The sequence below is a fragment of the Phytohabitans sp. LZ39 genome (genome assembly GCF_059359075.1).
On sequence record NZ_JCADBM010000006.1, the window covers coordinates 158,696 to 182,107 of the forward strand.

A 23,412-nucleotide genomic window follows, 5' to 3' on the forward strand; every position below is an offset into this window, starting at 1 on the left:
CACCGAAAGGAGATGCCATGAATGACCAAATCGGGGTGGAATCATTGGCCGCTGGACCGATTCTGAGCAACAACGTTCCCGAGCCGATCAGCTACGCCAGCCGCAATGTCATCGCCCTCGACCTCGCCCCCGACGTGTTCGCGGAAAGCACATCGCTCGAGGATCAGGACGAGTCCGGCCGGGTGCCCATCGAAGATGTCGCGGCGATGTCGGTCGAGCAGATCGCCGAGGCGTTGCGCACCGCCAACACCCGCGTCTTCCCGAACGTGGCGGCGCCGGCGGCGACCGGTGCTTCGCTGTTCGCCGCGCAGACCTCGGTGCTGCGGTCGGCGGGCGGTATCGACCCGGCCACCGCGAGCGTCGTGAGCCGGGCCGTCGTGTCCGGCGCCGTCGGTCCGGACGTGAGCCGCGTGGTCAACCCGCCCGAGGACAGCACCCCACCGCCGCCTCCTCCGTCGCCACTGCCGCACGTCGAGGCGGCGGACACAATGGACACTTCGAACGGTGCCGCCCCCGTCGAGACCGCGCGGCTGTCGCTCGCCGCCCGTGCCGCGGCCTTCACCGAGCCGGCCCTGACCTCGCGCGCGCTGCGGCCGGGCATGACCGACCTCGAGGTGGGCACCGTCCTGGAGCAGGCGAAGATCGGCAACCGGCTGCACGTACACCGCAGCCTGTGGGGTGACTACGTGTACCGCTTCCAGCCGGACCCACCGGCGGAGGTGCGCCGGCCGCAGCTGCTGATCGTCGAGAGCTACCGGCTCTCCTCCTTCCTCGGCGCGTACGGGCAGGGCCGCACGCTCAAAACGTTCAGCCTGCTGCCGGGGGAGAACACGACGATCAGCGTGAAGACGTTCACCCGCAGCGAGAGCAGCCGCAAGGACTCGTCGAGCGTGCTGGACTCGTTCACCAAGGAGAGCTCGGACGACTTCGAAAACTCGACGATGCAGGAAAACTCCGACAAGCAGGCGAGCACGGAAAACTTCGAGTACCACGCGGAGGCGGAGGCATCGGCCGGCTGGGGCTGGGGCAGCGCGAAGATCAGCGGTGGTATCAAGGGCGGCTCCACCTCCGCCCGCGAGGAGTTCGCCAAGAACGTCAGCAACGCCTTGCAGAAGCATGCGTCGAAGGCCTCCAGCAAGCGGGACGTCCAGATCAACACCAGCAGCGAGGTACGCGAGTCCAGCGGCGAGGAAACCTCCATCGTCCGGCAGGTGGAAAACATCAACGTGGGCCGCACGCTCAACTTCGTGTTCCGCCAGATGAACCAGGAACACATCTCGATCCTGCACCTCGTCGACGTGCGGGTCGCGTACTGGACCGGCGTGGGGGAGTCGAAGGACGAGGTGCCCCTGCCGCGCCTGGACGACCTGCTCGAACGGCACGTCAAGGCGGAGCACCGGGCCAGCGTGCGGGACAACATCTTGGCTCAGCTCCAGACCGTCTTCGACTACAAGGACCAGTTGGTGACGCCGCCGGTGGTGGAGAAGCGGAAGCTGAGCGAAACCGACTTCTACTGGCGGTTCCGCAAAGACGCCACCACCACGTACACCGACCAGACCGGCGTCCAGATCACCGTGCCCGGCGTGATCGTCTCGGTCATGAAGAACACCATGCGGACCGAGGGCGTGCTCGTGGACGCGGTTCTCGGTGAGGGCAACGCGCTGGACACGTACTCGCAAGGGTTGCAGGAGACGGCGGTCAAGCAGCGCCTGCTGGAAAACGCCGCCGCGCAAGCCAAGCTCGACCGCGAGGCCCTCGGTCGCGACATCGTCACGAAGAGCAAGGACGACGAGGCCAAGCTCTTCCGCATGGTCTTCCCGACCGCGGTCGCGCTGCCCGGGACCATCTCGGTCGCCGCGGACGAGGACGGCCACGTCATCGTGGGCGGCGCGTCGGCCGCTCCCGGCCAGTCCGCGGAGTGAGCAGATGGCCGACGTCCTTCGAGACAAGGCACCCGGCGCCGCCGTCGCGCACCAGGCCGCGACGGCGGGCGCCGGCTCCGTGCTCAGCTCCGCGCCGACCAGCCGCGCGCCGGCCGTCGCCTCCGCCAACCCGGCGGCCGGTGTGGCGCAGGCGCTGCCGTCCCTGTTCGTACGCATCGTGTTGGAGCCGCAGTCGGCGATGCGGACGTTCGTCACCGACGCCCAAGTGTCCGTTGTAGACACCGCGGGACGGGTCATCACACCGGTGCGGCAGGGCGGCAATGTGATCGTCGAGCTGCCCCGCGCGGTCGGGTTGTACCGGATCCACGTATCCAGCGCCGGCGGCCAGGTCTTCCCGCAGGACCTCAAGGTCGACGTGACGCCGGACCGGGTGCTCCTCGACCGGGTGACCCCGGAGGTCGGGCCGCTGGTGCCGGTCGGAGCCGGCGGCACCACGACGTTCCGGCTTCCGGTGGTGTTGCCACGGGTGCGCGACGTGACCGGCGAGGCACAGACGCTGCTGGGCCGGACGTGGCAGCCGCCGACCCGCGCCGTGCACGTGCTGACCGACCCGCCGCCCGGCAAGCTGGACTTCACCAGCACCACGGTGACGCCGGCCCGCACCGAGGTATTCGAGCTCGCCCACCTCGACGTGCCGAAGTGGGTGTCGGTGAGCTGGCCGGCCGGCATGACCGCCGGGTCGCCGTTCCGGTTCCTGCTCTACCTCCACCATCGCCTTCTCCAGAACAAGAAGGTCTACGCCGGCAAGCCGTACCCGCGCGACAACGCCTACATGGAGTTCGGCCTCCACCACTACCTGGACTACGCCGGCGCTCCGCTCTCCGGTCTCAACGCGGGCAAGGGCCTGGCCTTCCAGCTCGCGGCGGCCGGCCGCGGAGTCGCGCTCGTCCTGCCGCTGCCGCGCTTCGAGGAGGTCGCCGCGAAGGACACGTCGATTGGCAAGCTCGCCAACGGCAGCACGCTGGAGGTGGTGCTCCAGGAGATCGCGGCGCACGCGGCCCGGCGCATGCCGGGTGCGCCTATCCCGCCGGCGATCGACCGGCTCGCCGTGGCGTCCTTCTCCTCCGGCGCCGAGGACACCGAGACGTTCCTCCGCAACGCCAGCACGAGCTCCTTCCTGCGCCGGACCCTGCGCGAGGCGTACCGCTTCGAGGGCATCAACGACCAGAGATGGCTCGACGCCGCGGTGGCCTGGGCCGCGAGCGTTCCCACCGGCGAGCCGCGGCCGCGCATCCGCATCTACCGCCAGTTCGACGCCACACACATCAAGGCCTACCTTCCGCACGGCTTCAAGCTGTGGCCGGCGCCGGGAGACCGGACGTACGCCGCACTGCCGGCCGCCGCGTGGCAGGCCGCCGGGGCCACCGCCGACCTGAAGATCTGGCACGAGGTCGAGGCCCTGATCGCCAACATGATGCTCGTCGACGCCCTGCGCCGCAGCGGCTTCTGAGGCGGGGCCGCGCACGGCTACACGTCGTCGACGAGGAGCTGCCGTGCCAGTGGCGCCAGGCCCGCTCGGCGTACCGGGTCGAGCGGGTCCTGGGACGGAAAGGCGCGGTAGGCGCGCGGCGCGACCCCGTACCCGACGCGGAAGCGCCGGGAGAAGTGGAACGGGCTGACGAACCCGCACGCGCCGGCGACCGCGCCGATGGTGAGCGTGCTGCGTTGGAGCAGCGTCGCGGCGCGGGCGAGCCGGATCAACTCCACGGCCGCGACCGGGCCGACACCGAACCGTTCGCGGAAGAGGCGGGCGAGGTGACCGGGCGACACGCGCGCCGCCGCGGCCATCTCCTCCAGGCTCAACGGCCGCGCCGGTCCGCCGCGCCAGGCCGCGCGCACGTGGTCGGCGAGGCGCAGGACATGTTCCGGCAGCGCGGCCTCGGCCTGGTCGCCGAGCGGGCCGTCGAGGAAGACGTCCAGCAGCCAGCCCAGCACTGTCGCGGTGCGGGCCGACGCGGCCGCCGAGTCCACGCCGGCCAGCCACAGCAGGTAGCGGCAGAGCCCGGTCAGTGGCTCGGTGAAGGGCTGGGTGGTCGGCCAGCGACCGTAGTCGTCCGCGCCGTCGGCGTAGAAGGAGACGTACGCGTGGGAACACGCGTGGTCCGGGTCCCACAGGTAACGCTCCCGCAGGTCCGGCCGGGACAGCAGAAGCAGGCCGGGGCGCAGCGGCACGCGCGCCGGCTCGGCGCCGTCCGGGATGTGCTCCCACGTGGCCCGCCCGTCGAGCATCCAGACGAACTCGAAGCAGGGCAGCACTCGCGGGCCGAGGCTCGCGCCGGGCGGGTAGTGGGCGACCGCCGGGCCGTTGCGGACGCGCACCCGGAAAGATGCCGATGTCACGAACAGACATGTTATCGAGAACCTGGGACATGGCCCGAACAGCCGGCGCCGCCAATACTGGTGAGGCTGTGAACGCGTGACATGACCGGGAGAAGCGATGAGCATCGACCTAAGGACCACCGCGACGACCCCTTCGGCCGTCCTGCACGACCAAGCCTCCGAGGCGCTGATCGAGCAGGTTCGGGAAGAGGGCTACGGCGTGCTGCGCGGCGCGCTGACGCCGGACGAGGTGGCCGAGATCAACGCCGAGGCGGTCCGGCTCTGTCGCGGCGAGCTGGGCGAGATCGGGTCGGGGCCGGCGGTCGCGACCACCGACGCCGACGCCGACGTGCTCCGCCGCTACCTGTGCATCCACCACCCGCACAAGCTCTCCGGCGTGATCCGGCGCGCGGTGTCGCACGAGCGGGTCGTGGACGTGCTCACCAAGGTGATCGGCCCGAACGTCAAGACGATGCAGTCGATGCTCTTCGTCAAGGCGGAGGGCAAGCCCGGGCAGGCGTGGCACCAGGACGAGTTCTTCATCCCGACGCGGGACCGCTCGCTGACCGCGGTCTGGATCGCCCTCGACGACGCGACGGTGGAAAACGGCTGCCTCTGGGTGCTGCCGGGATCGCACCGGCGTGGCGTGCTGTACCCCGACCGTGACCAGAACGACCCGCGCTTCGACTGCTCGATCGAGGCGTACGACTTCCCGTACTCCGACGACGACGCCGTGCCGGTCGAGGTCCCCGCCGGTTCCGCGGTCATCTTCAACGGGTACCTGCTGCACCGCTCACTGCCCAACACCGGCCGGCACGGCTACCGCCGGGCTCTGGCCAGCCACTACATGAGCGCCGAATCCCCGCTCGCCTGGAAGGTGCCGCCCGGCGCGGCTCTCGCCTCCTGGGACTACCGCGACGTGGCCCTGGTCGCCGGCGAGGACCCGTACGCGTACAAGGGCACCGTCGACCTCACCCGGCCGTACGTCCGGCCGGACAAGGACGGTGGCTGCGACCGCTAGCCGGCCGCGGCACCACCTGTCAGATCGGGCTGGTGCTCTCGCGCTCGACGAGCTCGACCGCAAACCGCTCCCGCTGTCCGGGCGAGAGGTCGCCGGTGAGCAGCATCCGCGTGGCGGCGGTGGCCATCTGTTCGGCGGGTAGCCGCATCGTGGTCAGCGGCGGGTTGGTGCAGATCGCGACGACACTGTCGTCGAACCCGATGACGGAGACGTCGTCCGGCACCCGCCGGCCGGTGGCGGTGATCGCCTGGATCGCGCCGGCGGCCATCAGGTCGCAGGCGACGAACATGGCGTCGACGTCGGGATGTTCGTCGAGCAGCCGCAGCGTCGCGGCGTGCCCGCCTTTGCGGGTGAAGTCGCCCGTGGCGCAGACGTCGGGGAGCCCGAAGGTGTGGACGGCCCGCTGGTATCCGGCGCGCCGGTTGATGGCGCAGGTGTTGAACTCCGGGCCGTGGATCGCGGCGATTCGCCGCCGGCCGAGGGCGTGCAGGTGTCGCACGGCGGCGTCGGCGCCGCCTACGTTGTCGGCCTCGACCGCCGGCACCCAGGGCGCGGTGGGTACGAGCGAGACCACCTTGTGGCTGCGGCGGTGGAGCCGGACGGCGAGGTCCGGGGTGGCATTGGCCAGGATCGCGCCGGCGGTGAGATCCGCCGCGATCGTATCGATCCTGCTGACCGCGTCGGCCTCGGCGACGACCTGGATGCGCAGCTGGACGTGCACGGTCTCCAGGGCGGCCATGACCCCGGCCAGGACCCGGCCGAAGTAGGGGTGCGCGCCGAGGGCGAGGCCCGGGTTGTCGATGACCGCGACGAGGTCGACGTTGCGCTGCCGGCCCGAAGCCAGCGCCCGCGCGGTCTCGTTGGGGCGGTAGCCCAGGTCGACGACGGCTTGGCGGACGCGTTGCCGGAGCAGGTCGGACGCTCCCGGCGCATCGTTGATCACCCGCGAGGCGGTCGCGCGGGACACGCCCGCGACCCGGGCCACGTCCTCGATCGTCGGTCTCGAGCCGTCCATGCCAACCACGCTTCCTCCACCGCCGGTCCAACAGCGGCACCCCGCAGGATAGGCGTGGGAGCGCTCTCATGAGAAGGGTCGCCGGCGCAGGATCAGCAGCGCGACGGCGGCGACCGCGAGCTCGGCGGCCGGAAAGCTCCACCACAGCGCGCTCTGGCCGTACCGGCTGAAGGCGACGAGGAACGGGATCTTGATCGCGATCAGGGTGCCGACGGAGATCAGGTAGGACGCCCTGGGCTGGCCCAGTGCCTGGAAGCGGGCCGAGATCAACGGCGCGACGCCGGCCAGGGGATAGGCCAGGGCCAGGACGCGCAGCGCGGTGACGGCCTGCTCGTGCACTGCCGCGTCGTTGGTGAACAGCGCGGTCAACGGTCCCGCCAGGACGACGACAAGCCCGCAGACCACGGTGCCGTACCCGACGGTGGCGCGCAGCGTGAGGGTGGTGGCGCGCGCGACGCGTCCGGTCGCGCCGAGGCCCGCGTTGTACCCGACCACCGGCTGCAACCCCTGCGCGATGCCCAGCTGCGGCATGGCGACGAAGGTGCCGACCCGGGCGCACAACGCGAACGCCGCCAGGGCCACCGCCCCACCGGAGCCGGCCAGCAGGTTGTTGGCCACCGCGACAAGCACGGTGGCGCCGAAGCCGGCCAGGAACGACGGCGCGCCGAGCGTGACCACCTGCCGCATGGTCGGTCCGTGCGGGCGCAGGTCGGCCAGCCGGATGCGGTAAGGGCGTCCCGGTAGGGCGAAGAAGAACCACAGGCTCAGCACCAGCCCCACCGCCTGACCGCCGACGGTACCCAGCGCCGCCCCGCGTACGCCCAGGTCGAAGCCGAAGATCAGGATCGGGTCGAGGATGATCTGAGTGAGCACCGCCACCACCCACAGCAGGGTGGAGAACCGCATCCGCCCTTCGGCCCGTACGAGGCTGGAGAACCCGGTCGCGGTGATCGCGCCGGCCAGGATGATCAGCCCGTACTCGCGCGCGTAGGCGTGGGTCTGGCCGGTGGCGCCCAGCAGGTCCAGCAGCGGATCGAGCAGCAGGACACCGGCGACGCTGACCGTGAGCGCGGTGGCCCAGAAGACGACGAACGCGTTTCCGGCCGCCCGCGCCGCCGTCCGCGGATCGCCGCGGCCGAGGCTGCGCGAGACCAGCGAGGCGCCGCCGGCCCCGACCGTGGTGGCGACCGCGCCGAGGATCAGCAGCACGGGGGCGACGAGGTTGACCGCCGCGAACGCGACCGCGCCGACGCCACGCGCGACGAACCAGGCGTTGGTCAGCGCGTAGATCCCATATACGCCGACCGCCATGGTCGTCTGGGTGCAGGCCTGCCAGAGCAGCCGGCCGACCGGCTCGGTACCCAACGCCGCCGCGTGATCGCCGCGCGCGGCCGGGCCGGCAGGGTCGGTGTCCGAGGTCGTAGAGCCGCCGCCGCGGCTGCTCTCCACCACACCTCCACGCCTGTCGAACCACGCACGAACGTATCAACCTACGGTCGGATGCCGGTCTCGCGTCGCGGGGGCCTGCGCCGGCTGTTCGATCGGCGTGAAGAAGCCGGTGGCCGAGGGCGTGAGCGCACCGAGGCGGTTCATCTTCTTCGGCACGGCCCAGCCGGCGTACGGCAGCTCGGTGCCGGGAGCCGCGAGCGGCTGGTGGACTTCCGTGAACCCGCCGTCCGGACCGCGCCGGATGATGCCGGTTTCCACGCCGTGCGCCAGCACCTGCCGGTCGTGCTGCTGGAGGCCCAGGCAGACGCGGCGGGTGATCCAGTACGCCGCGGGCGGCAGGAGCAGCAACCCGATCCGGCCGGCCCAGGTCATCACGTTGGTGCTGACATGGAGTTCGAGGGCGATGACGTCGGCGGCGCCGGCCGACGTCAACACGAGATAGAAGGCGACGGCCATGGCACCCAGCGCGGTGCGGGTCGGCGCGTCCCGCGGACGATCGAGCAGGTGGTGCTCCCGGTGGTCCCGACGCACGCGTGCCTCGATGAACGGGTAGACCGCGGGCAGTATGACGAGGAGGCCGGGCAGCACCACCGCCGCCCAGAAGATCGGCGCGATGGCGTACCCGTCGCCGAAGGGGAGCGTGACCTCCCAGGGCGGCATCAGCCGGACCGCGCCGTCGAGAAACATGACGTACCAGGCCGGCTGCGACGCCGCCGACACGGCCGCGGCTTGCGACGGCCCGAAGAGCCAAATGGGGTTGATCTGGAACAGGCCGCCGAGCAACGCGGTCACCGCGCAGACGAGCATGAACAGTCCGGCCTGCTTGATCGCGTATCGCGGGGCCAGGCGCTCACCCACGACGTTCGCGTTGGTGCGGCGCGGACCGGGCCACTGGCTCGGCTTCAGGCGCAACCGCAGCGCCACTTGGGCGGAGAGCAGCGCGACGAGCAGCGCGGGCAGCACCAGCGCGTGGAGGAAGTAGAGGCGGCCAATGATCACGTCGCCCGGAAACTCGCCGCCGAAGATCGACGATGTCAGCCAGGTGCCGACGACGGGTATCGACAGGGTGATGCCGGACAGGACCCGCAAGCCGGTGCCGGACAGGCCGTCGTCCAGGACCATGTATCCCGTGTAGCTGGTGGCAAGGCCGACCCAGAACACCGACAGGGCGATGATCCACTTCAACCGCCTCGGCCTGCGGAACGCGCCGGTGAAGAAGACCCGCAGCAGGTGCAGGACGATCGACGCCATGAACAGCATCGCCGCCCAGTGGTGTATCTGGCGCACGAGAAGACCACCACGCACCTCGAACGAGATGTCCAACGTCGAGGCGTAGGCCGCCGACATGTGCGTGCCCCGAAGCGGCGTGTACGACCCGTCGTACACGGTGTCGTCCATCGACGCTTCGAAGAAGACCGCGAGAAACGCACCGGTGACCAGCAGCACGAGGAACGAGTACAGCGCGATCTCGCCCAGCAGGAAGGACCAGTGGTCGGGAAAGACCTTGTTGAGAAGACCGCGCAACGGTGTGGCGGCCACGAGCCGGGTGTCCGACGCGCTACGGGCCCGGCGCCGAGTGGTAAGCCTGGACACATCCATCCCCTCCCGTCGAACACAAGACGAAGTGCGGACCGGGAATGTGACTGTGACGCTCACCATGACGGTGGTGACCGTGGGCGTGTACGGGGCGGCGCCGCTGGGTACATCGCGGGCGTGTCGACGGACGTCGCTGCCGAGAGGGCCCCGGCTCCTGCTCCCGCCCCCAGGCGCGGCGTGTGGGAGTCGCTTTCCTGGTCGCTGCGGTACGGTGCGGTGGCCTGCGGCTGCCTGCTGCTCATCGCCGCGGCGCTCTACCTGCTGATCCGCCTCGCGGTGCTGGTCGCGCCGCTGACCCTGGCGATCTTCGTGGCGTTGCTGTTGACCGCGCTGCTCCAGCCGGTGGCCGGCCTGGCCCGCCGCCGCCTGCGCGCCCCGGACACGGTCGCCGCGCTCGCGGCGATCCTGGTGCTGTTCGCCGTGCTGGTGGTCCCGGCGGTGCTGCTCTGGCCGACGACCGCGGAGCAGGCGGCCGATCTGCCTCAACAGATGGGGGCCGGCTGGGACCGCACGCGGGAGTGGATCGTCGGTGCGGGCCTGAGCGAGGAGCAGCTGCGCGGCCTCACCGAACAGATCCAGGAGCGGGCTCGCGCCGCCGGTAGCAGCGCGGCCTCCGCGGCCATCGGGGTCGTGGAGGCGCTGGGGGCCGCGCTGCTCGCCCTCGTCCTCGTCTTCTTCCTGCTCAAGGACGGCGGGCGGATGGCCGACTGGGCGCTGGCGCGGCTGCCCGAACGCGACCGTGACCGGGCGGCCGGCGCCGCCCGCGAAGGTTGGGGCGCGCTGGCCGGCTACGCGCGGGGCACGGTCGTGGTCGCCGCCATCGACGCGGTGGGTATCGGGATCGGACTGCTGATCCTCGGGGTACCGCTGGCCCTGCCGCTGGTGGTGCTCACGTTCGTCGCCGCGTTCCTGCCGGTCATCGGTGCCACGGTGGCCGGCGCGGTAGCCGTGCTCGTCGCGCTCGCGGCGAACGGCCCGGTCGACGCGCTGATCCTGCTCGCCGTCGTGATCGCGGTCCAGCAGATCGAGGGCAACGTGCTCCAGCCGCTGATCATGGGGCGCACGCTGCGGCTGCACCCGGCCGTGGTGCTCGTCGCGGTCACCGCCGGCGGGTTGACCGGCGGTGTCGCGGGCGCGTTCGTGGCGGTGCCGATCACCGCCGTCGCGTACCAGGTGTGGCGCTCGTTGCGCCGGAGCACCCCGTAGCCTCGCCGGCTCGCTACATGACGGCTCTGGCCACGATGGCCCGGACCTGACCCACGATCGCCGACCGCTGCTGCTCGAACGCGGGATCCGTGATGGCGGCGGGGTCGGCCGGCGAGCCGAGTGTCGGCGTGTGGACGTGCCCGCCGACCGGCGCGCCCGTGGTGCCGGCCAGCAGCAGCGTGTTGCGGTACGCCACCTCGTTCGACAGGTAGCCGCCGCCGCTGCCCTCCACCGCGATCGAACCGGGGGTCGGCCCGTCCGGCCGGAACTCCGGACCGGTGCCGCCGGCCGGGATCTCCCACACCGACGGGTTGATGTTGATCGGGAACGGGTTCGCGCCGACCGACTGCATCGCGGCCAGCGGCAGCGACGTGCGCAGGAACTCCGGTCCGGAGCCGACCCCGGGGAAGACCACCGGTGCGTTGAACGAGCCACCGCCCTGCACGTTGTTGTTGTCGCCGATGCTGTCGACCGAACGGCGGCGCCCGTTGAACACCTCGAGGTCGAACTGGCCACGCCCCTGGCTGACGGTGGTGATCGCGTCGGCCCGTTGCCCACCCGCGGCGACGTGCGGCCGGATGGCCTCCTCGACGATGCCGCGGTCGAAGTCGGCGTAGCGGACCGGGAACACGACCGTCTGCACCTGGATCCGCACGCCGTTCACGGTGAGCACCTGGCCGTCGAGGGTCAGCGCGGCGGCCCCGGACGGGTTGCCCCGGCGGATCTCGTCGTCCAGCAGGAACGGGTCGAAGCCGGTGACGAGCAGCCGGCGTCCGGCGCTGCCGTCGAACGTGCTGCTGGTGATGCCCCGCGACGCACGCTCCAGTGTCCGTTCCAGCGCCGCGCGCCGGGCGGCCGACAGCGAGTACGTGGGCACCCACCGGCGCAGGGCGCGGGTCATGCCCAGCCTGGCCCAGTACAGGGGCCGGTCGTCGTCCGCGGCGAGCTGGCCGCCGGGGGAGCCGGCCTGGGCCCGGTCGACGGCCGCCTCCCACAACTGCCCGGCGTGCGTGGTGACGACCTGCGTGGCCTGCGTGTAGCCGGTCGTCGCGCACAGCGCGGCCGCGAACGCGGTCACCCGCGCGTCGAAGCCGCTGCTGGCCAGGATCTGCCCAGGCACGGGCTGACTCTCCAAGCGCTGTTCTTCCACCGTGAGCGGTGCGGTGCCAGTGGTACACGCGGCCGCCGCCGGCTCCGCCGGCAGGACAAGCACGCCGGTCACCGCCACCAGCGCGGCGCACGCGGCCGTCTTCAGTCGGGTCACCCTCATCGCAGTTCCTCCCCAAAAACCCGCGCGGATTTCTCCCGAACCCGCGAAACAGCGTAGGGGCGTGCCCGCCGCGGCGCATGAGTAAGTGGCGAATCACATCGATCTGTGTGGTTGCGGTGGACGTCCGCATGCTGGCGGATGTTCCCGCCGCCTTGCGGGACGAGGCTTGGGCCATGTACGGAACATCCGAGCGGGCACTCTACGTGCTGGACCAGGCCGCAGAGGTGCTGGCCCGCGCCGACGTCACCTGGCGCTCGGCGATCAGGCAGGCCCTTGCGGGCGGAGTCCCGATCGAGCAGGTCGCCACGCGAGCCAACACCACCATCGACAACGTGCTCGCGATCGTGAACACGCCTCTCACCGCGAGATAGCCGCCGGTTCCCCCCAACCGGCGCGGCCCCGGACGGTGGACCTCACACTTCCCACCACCGTCCGGGGCCATCCCGCCGCGCCCAATTTGGGCGCCGAAACGAGACAACGCGGCGATACGCTCACTCCATGTCGCCCTTCGTGGGCAGGCAAGGCGAGATCGAGCAGGTGTCCACCCTGGCCCGGCGGGCCGCTGCGGGCCAGGGCCGGGCGGTGCTGATCGAGGGCGAGCCCGGGATCGGCAAGTCCACGCTGCTCGACGCCATCGGTGCCGAGTGCGCCCGCCTCGGGATGCGGCTGCTGCGCGGCGCCGCCGAAGACCTGGAGCAGCGACTCCCGTTCGCCGCCATCGGCACCTGCCTTGGTCTGCGCACCGGCGCCAAACCGGACGGACGGGACAAGATCGCCGTCCGTGTCGCCGGGCTGCTGCGTGGCGAGGACGCCCTCGGGCAGAGCGTGGCGGCGGCCAACCACGAGTTCGCGGCCACCGAGGCGATCCTGGAGCTGATCGACTACTGGTGCGCCGCCGGACCGGTCGCGCTGATCGTCGACGACGCACACTGGGCCGACCCGTCGAGCGTCATGGTGCTGCACCGCCTGGGCCAGGGCATCGGCCAGCAGGCCCTACTCATGATCGTCGCGTTGAGGTCGGCGCCGCGCCCCGATCCGGTCGCCGGGCTCGTCCGCGGCCTACAGTCGCGGGGCGCCGACGTGCTCCGGCTCGACCGGCTCCCCGAGGCCGCCGTCGCCACGCTGGTCCGCCAGATCTTGGCGGTGCCGGCCGGCCCTGGGCCCGGATCGGGGCCGGAGCGAGCCATCCAGCTCGGCCCCGCCCTGACCACGCTGGTGGCCCGCGCGGGCGGCAACCCGATGTACGTCACGGAGCTGGTCGACGCCCTGGACCGCGCCGCCGCGATCACGGTCGACCGTGGCGTGGCCGACGTGCCGGACCAGGAGCGTGCCGCGCTGCCCGCCACGCTGGTGGAGAGCGTCCTACGGCGGCTGGACTTCCTGCCCCGCACCGCCCGGGACACCCTGGAGATGGCCGCCGTGCTGGGCCCGACGATCGACGTCGCCGAGCTGGCCGCGGTGCTGGACGGCCCACTGGTGACCGTGTCCGAGGCGCTGGTCCAGGCCATGGAGGCCGGCCTGCTGGTCGACAACGGCCGGCAGTTCGTGTTCCGGCACGACCTGATCCGCGAAGCCCTGGCCGAGCACCTGCCGGCGGCCGTGCGCATCGCGCTCCGGCTGCGGGCCGGGCAGGTGTTGGCCGCGTCTGGCGCCCCGGTAGAACGCGTCGCCGAACACCTGCTCGCCGGGGCGGCGCTCGCTCCGGTCACCGTTGAGTGGCTGGTCAGTCAGGCGGACGCGTTGATCGTACGGGCGCCACGGCTCGCCGTGCCCCTGCTCGAAAAGGCTCTCGCCACTGTGGACAGTGACGCACCGGCGGCGGGTGCGCTACGCCTGCATCTGGTTCGCGCCCTGCTGTGGGACGGTGCGCCGGAGGAGGCGGAGAGGGCGGCGCGGGCCGCCATGCTCACCGACAGCGACCCGGCACTGTGCTGGCTGCTGCTGCAAGCATGCTATCGGCAGGGACGGCTGGACGAGGCGGTCGTGGTGGCCGAGGAGGCGCTGCGGCTGCCGGAGCTCTCGCCCGGACAGGCGGGGCGCTTCCACGGCATCGCGGCGTTCTGCCTGTTCTATCTGGAGCGGTTCGACGCCGCCGAGCTGCCCGCCCGGCTAGCGGTGGAGGAGGGCGCGGCCGACCGCGACGCGCAAGCGACCTGCCTCGGTCACCTGGGGCTGGCCGCGCTGCGGTTCGGCGAAGGCGACATGGAGGGCGCTCTCGCGCGGAGCGAGCAGGCCTTGGCGGCGCTCGGCAGCGGGATCCAACCTGACCTCCAGGCCGACCCGTACGCGATGCGCGGCCTGTGCCTACTGGAGCTGGATCGCTTCGCCGAGGCGGACGAGGCGCTGGCCACCGCCGTGCGCCACAACCAGGCGACCGGCGGCGTGTACCTGACGCTCGCCTACGCCTCGCGGGCCCGGCTGCGTTTCCTGGACGGCCGCTGGGACGACGCGCTTGCCGAGATCGAGGCGGGCCTGGACGTCCCCGACCCGCTCGACCAGGCCCGGGGGCTGCGCGCGCTGGCCGCACTCATCGCCATCCGGCGCGGCGCGTACGACCACGCGCCGCACGCGCTTCCCGAGCCGGAAGCGGGCGTGGGTGGGCGCAAGTACGGCTACCTCACCCGCTGGGCGCAGGCGCTTTTCGCAGAGTCCCGGGGCCAGCGCAACCGGGCGCTGGAGCTGCTCTATCCGGTCTGGGAGCGGGCGTGGGGGCTGGACCAGCGGCGGATCGTCTACCGCCTCTGCCCCGACCTGGCCCGGCTCGCCGCGGCCGCCGGCGACCGCAAGCGTGCCAGGGACGTCGCCGACACATGTGAGGCGCTCGCGGCCAAGCAACCGACGCGCAGCCTCGACGCCACCGCGCTGCTGTGCCGTGCGCTGGCCGACGAGGACGCCGACGGGTTGTTGCGCGCCGCCGAAACCTTCCACGAGGCTCGGTGGCCGCTCTACGAGGGGCAGGGGTACGAGAACGCCGCCGCCGCCCTCGCCCGCGACGGCCGGGAAACCGAGGCGAGGGAGGCGCTCGGAAAGGCCGTAGAGCTCTACGCCGCGCTCGAAGCGAGCTGGGATACCGCCCGCGCCGAGGCCCGCCTGCGCCGCGCCGGCATCCGGCGCGGACGGTACGGCCCGCGCAAGCGCCCGAAGCACGGCTGGGAGGCGTTGACCGACACCGAAAACAGGGTCGCCCTCATGGTGGCGGAGGGTCGGTCCAACCCGGACATCGCGGCCCAGATGTTTCTGTCCCGCCGGACCGTGCAGACGCACGTGTCGAGCATCCTCGCCAAACTCAACCTCAGCTCGCGCGTGGAGTTGGCGATCAGCATGTCCCGCCGAGAGACCTAGCGTCCTTCCGAACGGGGACTGGGGTCGCCGCAGCGCGTAGGCCGCTGCGAGGATGCTCGCGATGCCGTACCGATCCTCGAAACCGCCGTCATCGCAGGTGGCCGGAGTTCCGGTGCCGTGTCCAGGCTCGCCGCCGCGGGATGCCGAAGCGTTGTGGGTTGTCGACGAGTCGAACACGCTGTGTGCCTATGAGTGGCGAGATGAGCGGCGTCGGCCGCGTTCGAGGATCCGGATCAGCGTGGCGGTCTCGGCGTCGATGCCCTCGCCGAGTCGCGCCGCCGCGTGCACGGTCAGCCACGAGTCGACGTGCTGGGGTGGGGTCGGAGCGCAGGCGTCGTAGGCGCGGCGGTACGCCCGTGCGCAGATCGCGCGTCCGGCCGCGATGAGCGCGCGCGAGGCCAGTGGTGTGCCGGGCAGCGGGTTGGCCCGCCGCAGCAGCAGGAGGGTGCGGGCGTGGTCGGCGGCGGGTGCGCCGCGGGTCGCGTTCGGCCAGTCGATGACCGCGACCCGTTCGGCGGCGACGAGTACGTTGCCGGGGTGGAAGTCGCCGTGGCAGAGCCGCTCGCCGGCCGGCAGTCCATCGAGGACCCGCCGCGCGAAGCCGCGCAGGTCGGCGGGCATGGGCGCGTCGTCGATCCGGGCGGCGAGCGTCTGGCGCAGGTCAGGCAGGTCCGTCGGCGCCGGGCGGCCGTGGATGGCCAGGTGTGCCGTGGCCAGCGCCCGGGCCAGCCGTGCGACGCGCCACGGCTGCCGTCGCAGCAGGGTCAGCATGTCCGGCCCCGGGACGCGTTCCAGCACCAGGCCGGTACGGCCGTCGTGGTCCACGACGTCCATCAGCGCGGGGGCGAGGCCGTGACCGTCCAAACGCGACAGTGCCGACGCCTCCGCCCGGTGGCCGTGGTATCCGGGGCGGTAGAGCTTGACGACCGCGTCGTTGCCGTGCGCGTACACCTCGGCTTCGCGACCCTCGCCCAGTCTGCTTCCGAGCACGGGACACCTCACTTGCGGGCGTGGACGCGTTCGACGGTGCCGGCCTTGAGCCGCTCGGTCTCGACGATCTCGAAGCCGGCGGCCGTCACCAGCGGCAGTTGGCGGCGGGTGAAGTGTTCGCCCGCGGCGCGGATGGTGATCCTTTCCAGCAGCCATTGGGCGGCCCGGATCGGCGGCCAGCTGCTGCCGACGTGGTCGAGCAGCAGCAGCCGTCCGCCGGGCACCAGTACCCGCCTCATCTCGGCGATCGCCGCGGCGGGGCGGGGGATGGTGCACAGCGACAGGGCGCAGACCACCGTGTCGAAGCTGCCGTCGGCGAACGGCAGCGCCTCGGCGTCGCCGGTGCGCAGGTCGGCGGCGCGGCCGAGGTCGGCAGCGCGGCGCTGGGCGATGGCGAGCATCGCGGGGCTGAGCTCGATGCCGGTCAGCGGCGTGTCCGGTGGATAGTGCGGCAGGTTGAGCCCGGTGCCGATCGCGACCTCGAGGACGCGGCCTTGCGCCCGGGTGGCGAGCCACTGCCGGCCGCCGCCGAACCACACCCTCTCGAAGAACGCGATCTGCCTGTCGTAGCTGGGCGCGTTCTTCTCCCACGTGCGCAGGACCTTGACGGTTTGTTCGTTCGCGGTGGTCACGATGTCCTCCAGCCGGGTCATGTGGTGGGTTGCCCCGCCTCGACCGGCAGGTCGGCGAGGCGCCACTCGAGCATGCCGTCGCGCAACCGGACGGCCCGGTGACCGCGGCCGGTCAGCAGCCGCACCGCCTCGTGGGCGAGCACGCAGTACTCGCCGCGGCAGTAGACCACGACCTGCGCGTCCTCGGGCAGCTCGGTGATCCGCTCGGCCAGCTCACCGACCGGGATCGAGATCGCTCCGGGAATGTGGCCGGCCAGGAACTCCGGCACCGGCCGCACGTCGAGCACCACCACGTCTCCCGCGGCGATCCGGGCCCGCAGCTGCTCGCGGGTGACCTCGGCCTGGTCGCGGCCGCCGAGGTAGGCGTCCCGGGCGGCGGGCACGGCCGCCTGGTGGGTCTCGGCGACCTTGCGCAGCAGGGCGAACAGCCGCGCCACGTCGTCACCGGCCAGCCGGTAGAAGATCCGCACCCCGTCTCGGCGGGTGGTGACGAACCCGGCCTGTTTGAGCACTTGCAGATGCGCCGAGGCGGTCGTGAGGTTGAGGCCGGCCGCGGCCGCCAGCGCCTCGACCGGACGCTCGCCCTGGGCCAGCAGATCGAGCAGCTCAAGACGCTTTCCGCTGGCCAGCGCCTTGCCGCTGGCGGCGAACGCCTCGTACAGCGCGGTCTTCCGCGAACTCTCCGCCACAAATCCTCCATAGATCCATGGAGTATTGTAGTGGCTTATGGGCTTCGCTGACGACCACCTGGTACCGCTCGTCGACGAAGGGCTGGGCAACAGCGCCTACCTCGTTGACCTCGGCGACAACCGCGCCTTGGCGATCGACGCCAGCCGCGACCTGCGCACCCTGCACGCCGCCGCCCGGCGCAGGGGCGTGCGCGTCGCGTTCGCCGCCGACACCCACCTGCACGCCGACTTCCTGTCCGGCGCCGTCCAGCTCGGGCACGACACCGGCGCGACCGTGCTGGCGTCCGCCTCCGGCCGGCGCGGGTTCCCGCACACGGGCCTCGCGGACGGCGACGAGGTCGACCTGGGCGGGCTGACGCTCCGCGCCCTTCTGACCCCCGGTCACACCGACGAGCATCTGTCCTTCCTGCTCCTGGATGGCGGCCGGGTGCTGGGCGTGTTCACCGGCGGGTCGCTGATCGTCGGCTCGGCGGCCCGCACCGACCTGCTCGGCCCGGAGCGCACCGACGAGCTCGCCCGCGCGCAGTACCACTCGCTCAAACGGCTGGCCACCCTGCCCGACGAGGTGGCGGTGTGGCCGACCCACGGGGCCGGCTCGTTCTGCTCCGCGCCGAGCGGGGCCGACCGCACGAGCACCATCGGCGCCGAGCGGGGGAGCAATCCGCTGCTGGCCGCGCCGGACGAAGACGCCTTCGTGCGACACCTGCTGGCCGGGCTCGGCTCCTATCCGGACTACTTCGACCGTCTCGCCGAGGTCAACCGCCGCGGCCCGGCGGTGGTCGCGGGTACGCCGCCGCTGCCCGCCCTCACTCCCGCCGACATCAGGGCGCTCCCGCGCGCGGGTGGGTACGTCGTCGACGTCCGTCCCGCCGCCCACTTCGCCGGCGGGCACATCCCCGACGCGATCTCGATCCCCCTGCGCGACACGTTCGCCACCTGGTTGGGCTGGCTGCTGCCCGACACCGCGCCGATCGCCTTCGTCGCCCACCCGGACCAGGACCTGGACGACGTCGTCTGGCAGGCGTACAAGATCGGTTACGAGCGCCTCGCCGGGCACCTGGCCGGCGGCATGCCCGCCTGGCTCGCCGGCGGCGGCCCGCAGCGCACCACCCGCTTCCTCCCCGCCGACAAGGCTGGAAACGGTCCGTACCTGGACGTGCGGCAGCAGACCGAGTACACGGCCGGCCACGTCCAGTCAGCCGTCCACATCGAACTCGGCGACGTGGCCGAGCGTGCCGCCGACGCCCCCGCCGGTGCGATCGTCGCTTGTGGACACGGCGAGCGCGCCATGACCGCCGCCAGCCTGCTCGAACGGGCCGGGCGCACCGACCTCACCGTCCTGGCCGGCGGACCCGCCGACTACGCCGCCGTCCACGACCTATCCATCACGGACTCGTGAACAACGCCGCCGTCCGGCGGCCGGTCCGTCTCGGCCTGCGCGCGAACTGGCCGCAGTTCACGCTGCTCGTCATCGTCAACGTCTGCGTCGGCGCGCTGGTCGGCCTGGAACGCACCACCGTCCCCCTCATCGGCACCGACGTCTTCGGCCTGACCAGCGACCTGGCCGTGTTCTCGTTCATCATCGCGTTCGGCCTCACCAAAGCGATCGCCAACCTCGCCGCTGGCGCACTCACCGCACGCTTCCGCCGCAAGCACCTGCTCGTCGCCGGCTGGCTCGTCGGCCTCCCCGTCCCGTTCGCCCTGGCCTGGGCGCCGTCCTGGGGATGGATCGTCGCCGCGAACGTCCTACTCGGACTCAACCAGGGCCTGACCTGGTCGATGACCGTCAACATGAAAATCGACCTCGTCGGACCCGCTCGCCGCGGCCTGGCCACCGGCCTCAACGAGGCCGCCGGATACACCGCCGTCGGCGCCACCGCCCTGCTGACCGGCTACCTCGCGGCCACCTACGGCCTGCGTCCCGCGCCGGAGCTCATCGGCGTCGTCTTCGCCGCCGCCGGCCTGGCCCTGTCCCTTGTCGTCCGGGACACCGCCGCACACGTCGCCCTCGAACTCGCACACCACCCCGCCGGTGGACAGAGCGACGGGCTGGCCGCGACGTTCGCCCGCACCTCCTGGCACGACCGGTCGCTGCGCGGCGCCAGCCAGGCCGGGCTCGTCAACAATCTCAACGACGGCCTCACCTGGGGCGTGTTTCCGCTGCTGTTCACCGACCACGGCCTCGGGCTGGCCGCGGTCGGCCTGGTCAAAGGGCTCTACCCCATCCTCTGGGGAATCGGCCAGATCCCCACCGGCCACCTCGCCGACCGGCTCGGCCGTAAACCCCTCATCGTCACCGGCATGCTCGTGCAGGCCGCCGGCTTCGCCCTGGCCCTCGCGCTGCTCGACCGGCCACTGCTGGCCGGCGTCCTGTCCGCCGCCGCGCTCGGCCTCGGCACCGCCATGGTCTACCCCGCCCTCATCGCCGCCGTCTCCGACCACGCCCACCCCGCGTGGCGTGCCAACGCCCTCGGCACCTACCGCTTCTGGCGCGACGTCGGCTACGCCGCCGGTGCCCTCGTCGCCGGCATCCTGGCCGACGCCTTCGGCCTGGAGGCCACCGTGGTCGCGGCGGCCGCCGTCACCGCCGCCTCGGGACTCCTCGCCGCCCGCTGGATCACGGAACACCAAGACCGCTGACCGGTTGGTTGATGCCCGCGACCGGCACGCCACCACCAGCGGGTACTCAGGGCTTGCGGACGATGCCGCACCATTGGTCGACTTCGAGGGGCAGGCTGCCGTCGTCGCGCGGCTCGGGGCGCCACCGTGAGCAGGAGACCCAGCCCGGCTCGACGAGCTCCAAGCCAGTGAAGAACTCGGCGATGCGTTCGGGCGTTCGCAGCTTCAGCTTTGGCTGGGCGTCGATGTTCCACACCCGGACGGCCTCGGCGGTGGCGTCGCCGTTGACGGCGGTGGTGGTGTTTGCCACGGCTATGTGGCTGCCGGACGGCACGGCGGCCAGCAACCGGTCGATGATCTGCTGCAACTCGTCGTCGTCGCTGATGAAGTGCATGACGCCCAGTAACATGATGGCTACCGGCTGAGAGAAGTCCAGCGTGACGGCCGCCCGGCGCAAGATGGTGTCCGGGTCGTGCAGGTCGGCGTCGATGTAGTCGGTGGCGCCCTGTGGCGAGCTGGTCAGCAGGGCGCGCGCGTGCACCAGCACCAGCGGATCGTTGTCGACGTAGACGATCCGCGCTTCGGGGGCGATCCGCTGCGCGACCTCGTGGGTATTGTCCTGTGTGGGCAGTCCGGTGCCGATGTCGAGAAACTGGTGGATCCCCATCTCGCCGGCCAGGTAGCGAACGGCCCGCCCCAGGAAAAGCCGGTCGGCCCGCGCCAGCTCGATCACCACGGGAAAGATCTCCCGAACCCGGTCACCGACCTCCCGGTCGGCCGCGTAGTTGTCCTTACCGCCGAGCCAGTAATTCCAGATCCGTGCCGTGTGCGGCACGTGGGGCCGGATCTTCTCGTTGACGGCGGAGTCGTCAGCCATCATCAGCCTTTCCAGTATGCCTTTGGGGAGCCGCTACGTGCCGGGGCATCAGTCTAGCCCCGAGGATTGCGTGCGTCCGTGTACCGGGCGTTCACCAGACCTGCATCGGTGAAGCATGCGTTTTTCGTGAAGCCCGCCGCCGATGATGTGACGAACAGTATCGCCCCCATATCCTCGGACTGCGAAGGACCAGCCATGCCATCCGGTACCACCGCAACAGAAGACGACCGAAAGCTCCGTAGGCGACCGCGCCGTAACTGGCTCCGGACGGCCATCAGCCTCGGCCTCACCGTGGTAGTCGCCGCCGCCGGCATGCTGGTGCTGCCGGCTACCAAGGCCATGGCCGTGGCCGGCCTCCAGTACATCGACGTGATCAGCGAGGCCAACTCGGAGACCAACCGAAGCCTGAAGGTGCTCTGTCCGGGCGATACGCGCGGGCTGGGGGGAGCGCTGACCATCCTGGACAGCAAGCCGGCCAAGCTCCAAGGGATCGAGCCGCAGTCGGACGGCGTCGTCTTCTACGCCAGCGAGGTGCCCGGCGGGACGGCCGAGGCCTGGTCCTTCGCCGCGCGGGCGACCTGCGCGCCGGCCTCCTCGCTGCCCGGCCTGGAGTACAGGCCCAACCCGACGACATGCGAGTCGGTCAGGGGCGAGCCAGACAAATGCATCGCGACCGCGAGCTGCCGCGCCGGCAAGCAGGTCATCGGCATGGGCGGCCACCTCTCGGGCTTCCAGACCTCCCTGGCCCCGGAGATCTTCCTAACCGCCACCGACGCGGACAACCCGGGGTTCGTGATCGCCAACAGTGAAACCGTCGGCAGTTTCAACGGCAGCTACCAGCTGACCGCGACACCGGTGTGCGTCACATCGGTGCCCGGCCGGCAGATCGTCAAAACGGGACCGTCGATCATCCAGGAGCAGCCGTCATTCGTTACCAAAACCGCCACGTGCCCAGGCACCACGTTGCCGCACGCGGCCGGGTTCAGCATGGAGTTCGTGGTGGACGAAGACCTGAACTACGTCTTCATCTACCAGACCACGATGCAAGCCCCCCGGGACGCCACCGTTACCGCCGTGCAGAACGTCAACGGCGTCGAATGGGCACTCGACGCGTCCGTCATCTGCGCATAGGCAATTGGGCAACACTGGCGGACGCCGGCTGATCGCCGGCGTCCGCCATGCCGTCTGCCGGCATCACGCCATCGTTTGGGAAACGCGGTGCGGTGCTGGTGAACGAACTGATGCAACTCTTGTGAATGCCATGGAGCAGCATCAGTTCGACCGTATCAACCCACGATGGGGAGGACTGATGACATGGTGAACAGGAGAAGGCTGTTCATCCTGCCGGTGGCGCTGACGACCGCGCTCGCGCTCACCGCGACGCAGGCGCCGGCGAACGCCGTTGGCTCGTCGGCGGCACCGTCCACAGTGGCGTTCACCGAGCGGCTTGCCGTATCGGCGGATCAGGTCGCCGCCGACGTAACGACGCTCGTGGCGAAGCGCAAGAGCCTGGAGTCGCGGATCGAGCGGGACACCTCGCCCACGGCCTCGCGGCTCGTCGCGCGGGTCAAGCAGGACGTGATAGACGGACGCATATCCGTGCATCTCCCGTCCGGTGCCGGCATCGCCGGCGGCGACATGGTCGTGTGGCGGGACACGGCCGGCGCACGCGCCGTCTACCTGCCGTACAGCGGCACCGCCGTGCGGCCCAGCGGGCTGACCGTGGTGTACGACGCCAAGGGCAACCGGACGGCCGTCTCCGAGCAGGTCTACCAGACGCTTGGCGCGGAGTCGGCCACGGCAGCGATGTGGGTCAACGGTGTGCTGAAGAGGAACGTCCTGGTGGACGCCTCAGGCGCGGTCGCCGCCGCGGCCAAGGCCCCGACCACCACCGACGCCCACACGCTCCAGTCCACTTTCATCCAGCGGCTCAACGACTGCCTGGCGCGGCAGGGAGTGCCGAACTTCATCATCGCCGCCATTGCGGCCCTCTGCACAGCTGTCTGCGTGGGAACGATCGGCACGGCTTGCCTGGCCTGCATCGCCGCCCTCGGCGGCAGCCTCGGCGTCGTCCTCGACTTCTGCATCCAGGAAGCGGCTTCTTAGCACAGCCATCCACATCGGACGGAAATCGAACGAGAGGAAGTCTTGATGCGTACTCGCCTATCCCGCGTCCTGCTCGCCGCCACCGCGGCCGCCGCGATCACAGCGGCCGGTGTCGCGGTCGCCACCCCGGCCAGTGCGGCGGCCGACGCCGCCGCGCCGGCCGCGGCCACCGCCGAGGCGGCGCAGAGCTGGATCTTCTGGGCCCGTTACTACGACATGGACCAGTGCGTCGACGTCGGCGACCAGGGCCTGCGGCTGGGACTGTGGAGCATGGCCAGCTGCCAGGTCAACGACGTCTTCGACTCCGTGGATCTGTGGGTCCTGGTCTGAAGAAAGGT

The 23,412-nt window shown here is 71.4% G+C and carries 20 protein-coding genes; 11 read left to right on the forward strand and 9 right to left on the reverse strand.

What is annotated here, in order from left to right; genetic code table 11:
• The first annotated feature begins 17 nt into the window (after positions 1–17).
• The gene (locus tag AC5L36_RS14420) at positions 18–1,922 is read left to right on the forward strand and encodes a hypothetical protein (protein WP_441218896.1); all 1,905 of its coding nucleotides are present in this window, start codon (positions 18–20) and stop codon (positions 1,920–1,922) included.
• Between the two features lie 4 nt (positions 1,923–1,926).
• Positions 1,927–3,393 carry a hypothetical protein gene (locus tag AC5L36_RS14425; RefSeq protein ID WP_441218898.1) on the forward strand — a complete coding sequence of 489 codons (1,467 nt, stop codon included), beginning with the start codon at positions 1,927–1,929 and terminating at the stop codon, positions 3,391–3,393.
• Positions 3,394–3,410: 17 nt separating this feature from the next.
• On the opposite strand, the gene AC5L36_RS14430 is transcribed toward AC5L36_RS14425, so the two are convergent.
• Positions 3,411–4,283 (reverse strand): helix-turn-helix transcriptional regulator, encoded by an 873-nt coding sequence (locus AC5L36_RS14430; protein WP_441218900.1) that lies wholly within the window; start codon positions 4,281–4,283, stop codon positions 3,411–3,413.
• Between the two features lie 97 nt (positions 4,284–4,380).
• Between AC5L36_RS14430 and AC5L36_RS14435 the strand changes: the two genes are divergently transcribed.
• The gene (locus tag AC5L36_RS14435; RefSeq protein ID WP_441218902.1) at positions 4,381–5,283 is read left to right on the forward strand and encodes a phytanoyl-CoA dioxygenase family protein; all 903 of its coding nucleotides are present in this window, start codon (positions 4,381–4,383) and stop codon (positions 5,281–5,283) included.
• Positions 5,284–5,302: 19 nt separating this feature from the next.
• On the opposite strand, the gene AC5L36_RS14440 is transcribed toward AC5L36_RS14435, so the two are convergent.
• The 3 genes from AC5L36_RS14440 to qcrB form a co-directional block, all read right to left on the reverse strand.
• Complete coding sequence (locus tag AC5L36_RS14440; protein ID WP_441218904.1) at positions 5,303–6,298, reverse strand: LacI family DNA-binding transcriptional regulator; 996 nt, start codon at positions 6,296–6,298, stop codon at positions 5,303–5,305.
• Positions 6,299–6,364: 66 nt separating this feature from the next.
• Positions 6,365–7,747, reverse strand: a complete 1,383-nt coding sequence (locus AC5L36_RS14445; RefSeq protein ID WP_441218906.1) for an MATE family efflux transporter — start codon at positions 7,745–7,747, stop codon at positions 6,365–6,367.
• A gap of 36 nt (positions 7,748–7,783) precedes the next feature.
• Positions 7,784–9,346, reverse strand: coding sequence for a cytochrome bc1 complex cytochrome b subunit (qcrB, locus tag AC5L36_RS14450; RefSeq protein ID WP_441218908.1), 1,563 nt, complete (start codon positions 9,344–9,346; stop codon positions 7,784–7,786).
• Positions 9,347–9,520: 174 nt separating this feature from the next.
• On the opposite strand from qcrB, the gene AC5L36_RS14455 reads away from it, so the two are divergent.
• Positions 9,521–10,549: an AI-2E family transporter gene (locus AC5L36_RS14455; protein WP_441218910.1), complete on the forward strand. Its 1,029-nt coding sequence runs from the start codon at positions 9,521–9,523 to the stop codon at positions 10,547–10,549.
• A gap of 13 nt (positions 10,550–10,562) precedes the next feature.
• On the opposite strand, the gene AC5L36_RS14460 is transcribed toward AC5L36_RS14455, so the two are convergent.
• Positions 10,563–11,819 (reverse strand): PA0049 family protein, encoded by a 1,257-nt coding sequence (locus AC5L36_RS14460; protein ID WP_441218912.1) that lies wholly within the window; start codon positions 11,817–11,819, stop codon positions 10,563–10,565.
• Positions 11,820–11,935: 116 nt separating this feature from the next.
• On the opposite strand from AC5L36_RS14460, the gene AC5L36_RS14465 reads away from it, so the two are divergent.
• On the forward strand, positions 11,936–12,190 hold the full coding sequence (locus tag AC5L36_RS14465) for a hypothetical protein (protein ID WP_441218914.1): 255 nt from the start codon (positions 11,936–11,938) through the stop codon (positions 12,188–12,190).
• A gap of 127 nt (positions 12,191–12,317) precedes the next feature.
• Positions 12,318–15,161: an AAA family ATPase gene (locus tag AC5L36_RS14470; protein ID WP_441218916.1), complete on the forward strand. Its 2,844-nt coding sequence runs from the start codon at positions 12,318–12,320 to the stop codon at positions 15,159–15,161.
• Between the two features lie 186 nt (positions 15,162–15,347).
• On the opposite strand, the gene AC5L36_RS14475 is transcribed toward AC5L36_RS14470, so the two are convergent.
• From AC5L36_RS14475 to AC5L36_RS14485, 3 genes are read right to left on the reverse strand one after another with little or no spacing between them, the layout of a single operon-like run.
• Positions 15,348–16,151 (reverse strand): phosphotransferase family protein, encoded by an 804-nt coding sequence (locus AC5L36_RS14475; RefSeq protein ID WP_441218918.1) that lies wholly within the window; start codon positions 16,149–16,151, stop codon positions 15,348–15,350.
• 8 nt (positions 16,152–16,159) lie between these two features.
• Entirely contained in the window at positions 16,160–16,804 is a 645-nt protein-coding gene (locus tag AC5L36_RS14480) for a class I SAM-dependent methyltransferase (protein ID WP_441218920.1), read from the reverse strand.
• Positions 16,801–17,472 carry an ArsR/SmtB family transcription factor gene (locus AC5L36_RS14485; protein ID WP_441218922.1) on the reverse strand — a complete coding sequence of 224 codons (672 nt, stop codon included), beginning with the start codon at positions 17,470–17,472 and terminating at the stop codon, positions 16,801–16,803. Before AC5L36_RS14485 ends, AC5L36_RS14480 begins: the two co-directional genes overlap by 4 nt.
• Before the next feature lie 37 nt (positions 17,473–17,509).
• Here AC5L36_RS14485 and AC5L36_RS14490 point away from each other — a divergent pair, with 37 nt between their 5' ends.
• Together AC5L36_RS14490 and AC5L36_RS14495 are read left to right on the forward strand one after the other, a co-directional pair.
• A complete protein-coding gene (locus tag AC5L36_RS14490) occupies positions 17,510–18,871 on the forward strand; it encodes an MBL fold metallo-hydrolase (protein ID WP_441218924.1) in 1,362 nt (453 codons plus the stop codon).
• Positions 18,868–20,112, forward strand: a complete 1,245-nt coding sequence (locus AC5L36_RS14495; RefSeq protein ID WP_441218926.1) for an MFS transporter — start codon at positions 18,868–18,870, stop codon at positions 20,110–20,112. Before AC5L36_RS14490 ends, AC5L36_RS14495 begins: the two co-directional genes overlap by 4 nt.
• 46 nt (positions 20,113–20,158) lie before the next feature.
• Here AC5L36_RS14495 and AC5L36_RS14500 read toward each other — a convergent pair whose 3' ends face one another.
• A complete protein-coding gene (locus AC5L36_RS14500) occupies positions 20,159–20,968 on the reverse strand; it encodes an SAM-dependent methyltransferase (protein WP_441218928.1) in 810 nt (269 codons plus the stop codon).
• 78 nt (positions 20,969–21,046) lie between these two features.
• Between AC5L36_RS14500 and AC5L36_RS14505 the strand changes: the two genes are divergently transcribed.
• The 3 genes from AC5L36_RS14505 (at position 21,047) to AC5L36_RS14515 (ending at position 23,404) form a co-directional block, all read left to right on the forward strand.
• Positions 21,047–22,099: a hypothetical protein gene (locus AC5L36_RS14505; RefSeq protein ID WP_441218930.1), complete on the forward strand. Its 1,053-nt coding sequence runs from the start codon at positions 21,047–21,049 to the stop codon at positions 22,097–22,099.
• A gap of 165 nt (positions 22,100–22,264) precedes the next feature.
• Complete coding sequence (locus AC5L36_RS14510; protein WP_441218932.1) at positions 22,265–23,074, forward strand: hypothetical protein; 810 nt, start codon at positions 22,265–22,267, stop codon at positions 23,072–23,074.
• Positions 23,075–23,119: 45 nt separating this feature from the next.
• Positions 23,120–23,404: a hypothetical protein gene (locus AC5L36_RS14515; protein WP_441218934.1), complete on the forward strand. Its 285-nt coding sequence runs from the start codon at positions 23,120–23,122 to the stop codon at positions 23,402–23,404.
• Positions 23,405–23,412 lie beyond the last annotated feature (8 nt).

What these genes read in the sequence shown, in the direction of transcription:
- qcrB (WP_441218908.1), bottom strand. Translation starts at nt 9,346, where the DNA reads ATGGATGTGTCCAGGCTTACCACTCGGCGCCGGGCCCGTAGCGCGTCG.
- AC5L36_RS14490 (WP_441218924.1), top strand. Translation starts at nt 17,510, where the DNA reads ATGGGCTTCGCTGACGACCACCTGGTACCGCTCGTCGACGAAGGGCTG.
- AC5L36_RS14470 (WP_441218916.1), top strand. Translation starts at nt 12,318, where the DNA reads ATGTCGCCCTTCGTGGGCAGGCAAGGCGAGATCGAGCAGGTGTCCACC.
- AC5L36_RS14510 (WP_441218932.1), top strand. Translation starts at nt 22,265, where the DNA reads ATGGGGAGGACTGATGACATGGTGAACAGGAGAAGGCTGTTCATCCTG.
- AC5L36_RS14500 (WP_441218928.1), bottom strand. Translation starts at nt 20,968, where the DNA reads ATGGCTGACGACTCCGCCGTCAACGAGAAGATCCGGCCCCACGTGCCG.
- AC5L36_RS14435 (WP_441218902.1), top strand. Translation starts at nt 4,381, where the DNA reads ATGAGCATCGACCTAAGGACCACCGCGACGACCCCTTCGGCCGTCCTG.
- AC5L36_RS14515 (WP_441218934.1), top strand. Translation starts at nt 23,120, where the DNA reads ATGCGTACTCGCCTATCCCGCGTCCTGCTCGCCGCCACCGCGGCCGCC.
- AC5L36_RS14425 (WP_441218898.1), top strand. Translation starts at nt 1,927, where the DNA reads ATGGCCGACGTCCTTCGAGACAAGGCACCCGGCGCCGCCGTCGCGCAC.
- AC5L36_RS14420 (WP_441218896.1), top strand. Translation starts at nt 18, where the DNA reads ATGAATGACCAAATCGGGGTGGAATCATTGGCCGCTGGACCGATTCTG.
- AC5L36_RS14480 (WP_441218920.1), bottom strand. Translation starts at nt 16,804, where the DNA reads ATGACCCGGCTGGAGGACATCGTGACCACCGCGAACGAACAAACCGTC.
- AC5L36_RS14460 (WP_441218912.1), bottom strand. Translation starts at nt 11,819, where the DNA reads ATGAGGGTGACCCGACTGAAGACGGCCGCGTGCGCCGCGCTGGTGGCG.
- AC5L36_RS14440 (WP_441218904.1), bottom strand. Translation starts at nt 6,298, where the DNA reads ATGGACGGCTCGAGACCGACGATCGAGGACGTGGCCCGGGTCGCGGGC.